This window comes from Weissella sagaensis, assembly GCF_005405285.1.
GTDB classification, from domain to species: domain Bacteria; phylum Bacillota; class Bacilli; order Lactobacillales; family Lactobacillaceae; genus Weissella; species Weissella sagaensis.
In genome coordinates this window covers 1-4,737 of record NZ_BJDT01000017.1, presented here as the reverse complement: position 1 = coordinate 4,737, position 4,737 = coordinate 1, and the positions used below count along the sequence as shown (strand labels likewise).

The 4,737-nt window shown below is 44.5% G+C and carries 6 protein-coding genes; 2 read left to right on the top strand and 4 right to left on the bottom strand.

All coding sequences use genetic code 11. From position 1 onward, the window contains the following. Positions 1 to 28 precede the first annotated feature (28 nt). Entirely contained in the window at positions 29 to 139 is a 111-nt protein-coding gene (locus tag FFM55_RS10185; RefSeq protein ID WP_373863717.1) for a hypothetical protein, read from the top strand. Beyond that, positions 99 to 380 (top strand): transposase, encoded by a 282-nt coding sequence (locus tag FFM55_RS09650; RefSeq protein WP_170999693.1) that lies wholly within the window; start codon positions 99 to 101, stop codon positions 378 to 380. Before FFM55_RS10185 ends, FFM55_RS09650 begins: the two co-directional genes overlap by 41 nt. A 194-nt stretch (positions 381 to 574) precedes the next feature. On the opposite strand, the gene FFM55_RS09645 is transcribed toward FFM55_RS09650, so the two are convergent. From FFM55_RS09645 to FFM55_RS09630, 4 genes are all read right to left on the bottom strand, one after another. Beyond that, positions 575 to 1,741: a metal-dependent hydrolase family protein gene (locus FFM55_RS09645; protein WP_137601016.1), complete on the bottom strand. Its 1,167-nt coding sequence runs from the start codon at positions 1,739 to 1,741 to the stop codon at positions 575 to 577. 16 nt (positions 1,742 to 1,757) lie between these two features. Then, entirely contained in the window at positions 1,758 to 3,374 is a 1,617-nt protein-coding gene (locus FFM55_RS09640; protein ID WP_170999692.1) for a peptide ABC transporter substrate-binding protein, read from the bottom strand. 439 nt (positions 3,375 to 3,813) lie between these two features. After that, a complete protein-coding gene (locus FFM55_RS09635) occupies positions 3,814 to 4,512 on the bottom strand; it encodes an energy-coupling factor transporter transmembrane component T family protein (RefSeq protein ID WP_240006028.1) in 699 nt (232 codons plus the stop codon). 41 nt (positions 4,513 to 4,553) lie between these two features. Beyond that, positions 4,554 to 4,737 (bottom strand): IS3 family transposase (locus tag FFM55_RS09630; protein WP_170999691.1); only part of this gene is annotated, 184 nt, incomplete at its 5' end.

Below are 4,737 nucleotides of genomic sequence, written 5' to 3'. Positions count from 1 at the left end.
CACTAACCTAAGTCTTCCACAAAAAGACATCGTCCGTGTTTACCGCAAGCGTGCGGCGATTGAAGATATTATTCGCGAGCTTAAAGGTGGATTTGCCTTTGGCAAAACTGATAGCAGTTCATTTATTTTTCGCCAATAAAGCGCGCATGTGGATCTCAGTGATTGCATCAAACTTGATGTGGTTGATGAAGAGTATTGCGTTGGACGACCAGCAACAATCGTGGACAATCAACACCTTTCGAGACCGTTTGTTAAAAATCGGTGGACGTGTCACTAAGCACGCCCACAAGGTGATCTTGACGTTAGATAGCCGCATCCAAGAACAATTCGATGGTCTGTTCTGGCGAGCTTGGGAACGACTAAATGCTTTGTGGCAATAAAACAACGAAGTAGATTTTCAAAAAAATAGCAAAATCTGGCTGGTTTTAGTGTGCCCATTTTTCTCAAAAACGCTCAATCGAAAAAAACACCCTGAAACCGTGCCAAGGTACTGGCAGTTTCAAGGTGATTTATCGTATTTTACTGATTTAGCTGTGGTTAAAAATTTAGTGCATGAATAATCCGGGATTTAATCTTATGACTGAAAAACCAACTGTCCCTTTTTGAATACTTGTCGATCTTCCACAAACGCGTGCAGGTCTGCCAAAGGATTATTCGCCAACACAACAAAGTCTGCTAACTTACCATTCACTAACTTACCGGCATCGTCAGCGACATGCAACAACTCGGCACCTAACACTGTGGCTGCAAGCAATACCTGCGCTGGTGTCATCCCCGCTTCCTGCATCATTAACAACTCCTGCACAACCGCTGTTTGGAAATCATTATATGGCGTACCTGCGTCGGTTCCCATTGCAATTTTCACACCTCTTTGGACTGCCAACTTCATGCTCTCCATGTGGGAATCTGCAACTTCTTGTGCCTTCTTAACCATAAAGTCTGGTAGTACATCTGGGTGTCGATTGATTGCCCAAGGTGCAACTAACGTTGGCACAATAACCGTTCCTCGCGCCAACATCATATCAGCAGCTTCTTCATCCATATAAATGGCATGCTCCACTGAATCTACACCAGCTCGAACAGCATTCTTAATACCAACGGTGCCTTGAGCATGCGCAGCCGCTGTAACCCCCTTATGGTGGGCCTCCAGTACTGCAGCGGTTAACTCGTCTTCGTTCAATTGCACATCAGTCGGTTGTTCGCCATCAACACTGACACCCCCGGTCGCCATAAGCTTTACGTTCTTGGCTCCCCGTTTCATATTTTCACGTGCCGCCTTACGAGCTTCATCCATTCCATCGACTTCACGACCTAAATTGGCGCCGTGACCCCCAGTCATGGTCAACGCCGGACCACTACCGACGATTCCCGGCAACAATTGCTGACCTTGTCTCTCCAGATTAGCTAGGGTTAAATCGACATCAAAAGTCGACCCCAAATCTCGCACGTAGGTAACACCCGCCGCAAAGGCCTGCTGCAAATTATTCAGCGCAACAGTTGTATCAACTACTGGATTCACCCCAGCAGTAAATTGGCCATATGGATCCAATACCACATGGACGTGCGCATTAATCAATCCCGGCACCACGTATTTACTCGTTAAGTCGACAACCCGCGTCGTTCCCGAATCGTCGAGTTCTACTAACCGACCAGTTTCATCATTAACCGTGAAATCCATTCGCGTGAATACTTCGGATTCTCCAGTAAATACTTGTGCATTTCTATACGTTGTTAGGCTCATATCACTATCCTCCAAATTACTTCTTAACTGCGCGGGTAAAATCAAACATTGACCCAACTGTGTTAACTTGAACACCCTTTACCTTGCTATTCATTAACGTTGCGCTAGCTGGGTAGTACAACGTAACTGCTGGCACATCCTCTTGTAGTACCTTATCGGCTGCACCTAAGTCAGCCATACGCTTCTCTTTGTCTTGTACATCTGTTGTTTGCGCGTCGCTCACAGCCTTGTCATATGCTTTGTTTGACCACTTACCAAAGTCCATCTTAGTCCCGGTCGTCCACAACCCCAGGTAACTTAGTGGATCAGCATACTCCCCACCCCAACCGGTCAATACCAAGTCGAAGTCTGATGACAGCATTTGCTTAACGCGGGCTGGCTTTGGCTCCGTTTTAACAGTCACCTTCAAACCCTTCAACTCTTGTAGTTGCGATTGTAAGAATTGTGCTTGATTCTTTGATAAATCATCTTCATCGGTTAATAATGTTAATTTGACAGACTGTTTATGCGCATCTTTCAATGCCTTTGACCATAGCTTTTGCGCCTTGACCTTATTGTAGGTCGTATAGTCAGTTGCATAAGCTGAAGTAAAATCCTTACCCGTTCTTGGATCAGTTGCAACGCCCTTTGGTGTGAAGGTTGTGCTGTTTGTTCCCGAACCAGTCACAACACGGCTAACCATTTGTTCCTTGTTGACCGCGTATTGCAATGCTTGACGAGCGTTCTTGTCGCCCAACACACTGCGAGTCACGTTAAGCGCCATATACTGTGTACGTGCATTCTTCAATTCACGGAAGTTTTTGTTGCTTTTAGCCGTTTTGACTTGCGTTGCGGTTAACGTTGTAAAATCGACTTTGCCTGAGTTATAGAGGTTATAACCTGTCGTTGAGTCAGTTACTGTTTGGAATGTTACCTCATCTGGCTTAACTAACTTCGCGTCAACATAGTCTGGGTTCTTTTCCAATGAATACGTCTTGTTTGAGCCTGTCCATCCCTTCACCACGAACGGACCGTTTGACAACGTTTCTTCAGCAGTTGTACCAAATTTGCTACCTGCTTTTTCAACGAACGCCTTATTTTGAGGATAAAATGCAGTCCCGACTAGCACTTGTGGCAAGATTGGTTCAGGTGCGTTTAGCGAAACTTGCAACGTCTGTTCATCCAACGCTTTTACACCCAATGTGTCAAAGTCCGTGCTTTTACCACTGTTCAAATCCGTTGCTCCAACCATATTTGACATCAAAGACGCGGATGTCGATTGGTTAGCTGGGTCCACCGTTCGCTGCCAGCCATAAACATAATCTGCCGCGGTTACCGGATCACCATTTGACCACTTCAATCCGTCACGGAGCTTGAAGGTCCACGTCTTACCATCGCCGGAAACCTTGGCTGAAACAGCATCAGCCAACTCAACCTTACCGTCCTTTCCCATGCGATAAAGCCCTTGACCAGCTTGTGAAATAACTTGACCTGACGCTACGTCAGCAGCTCGTGAAGAATCCAAAGTCATCAAATCTGATGCCTGCGTCCAATTGATGGTTTTGCCATCCGCATGAGCAGCTACCGTTGCAGCCCCAAGAGTGGCAAAGACCGTCGCTGAAAATAATACTGATTGCTTAACAAACTTATTCATAACCATATCTCCTAATATTCCTGTATGACCTACGAGTAAAAGTTTGAGCTCAAAAAATTTATATAAAAAACGGCTAGTATTCTGCGCAAAATACTAGCCGTTACTCGTTTACAAAGTAATTAAATTTGGCTAGCCATGTTAATCTGCCTTGGGAAGCAGTCATGGCTAGCGTTAGCATCTCGAAAAGCCAACCATCACTGCGAAATAATAATCGCAATGATAATTGGGGCAACCAACGTCATAACATTCAACTTTTCTACTAACACGTGCTTCATGACGTTGCCCTCCTTCTTTTTGATAAGTCTTAGTATATCAGCATCATTAGAAAAGTCAACACTTTTTCTAATAATCCTTTCATAAATGCATCACGACTTTTAAAAAATAAAGGCGCATCCAATTTGGACACGCTCTTCTTGTAAGTGACATACTTTTAAATTGGCTACCAAAAACGGCCATCAGTAACCCGAATCAATACCACCTCAAGCAATACAAGTACGACCATTCCCACCAACACAACCCAATCATTACGACGGAAAGTCTGCTGGTAGTACCAACTACGACGTTTCTCTTTACCAAAACGACGCAAGTCCATCGATCGGCTAATATCATCAATTCGTGCCAATGATAAAAACAGCAACGACATCAAAATGCCAGCCGCACCACGGACACGTTGTACTAACGGCGCTTTCTTTGACATATCGTATCCACGTGCTTGTTGTGCATGGCTGATGGTCACGAATTCTTGTTGGACATCTGGGATGTAGCGCAACGTCAATGCGACAGCATACGCAATACGATACGACACACCAATTTTATTCAATTCAGCTGCAAACTCACTTGGATTAGTTGTGAGCAAGAAAATCAGCGCTAATGGCAAACTGAAGACGTACTTCATTAACACAATCGATTCATACACTAACTGCTCAAGTGTCAACGCATAGGGACCGCTACCCAGTAACGCCGTCTTATGATGAAACAGACTCACGCCATATTGTGGCGCGAACACGTAAATAAGTACCACATTCATCAGAGCAAACACACCAACAAAGTACACGACTGCCGAAACATAACGCCAACGGATACCAGCAACCGCCAAACCCACAATCGTAACAACTATCAGCAACAACAAATAACGCAAATCAAAACTTGCTCCTATGTCAATAAATGGCACATCTTTTTCTAAACACTCGTTCTAATTCTGTCGGAATTAAACCAACTGATGTAATTTGAGGCTCGGATTACCAAGTCCTCAAAATTGGAAAAGGTTGTTTGAAAGGCAAACTCTCTCTTCAACAATGAGTGAAAAGCTTCAATTGGCCCATTATCATAAGGATAACCTTGTTTTGAGTATGAGTGGCTAATC

What these genes read in the sequence shown, in the direction of transcription:
- FFM55_RS09645 (WP_137601016.1), bottom strand. Translation starts at nt 1,741, where the DNA reads ATGAGCCTAACAACGTATAGAAATGCACAAGTATTTACTGGAGAATCC.
- FFM55_RS09640 (WP_170999692.1), bottom strand. Translation starts at nt 3,374, where the DNA reads ATGAATAAGTTTGTTAAGCAATCAGTATTATTTTCAGCGACGGTCTTT.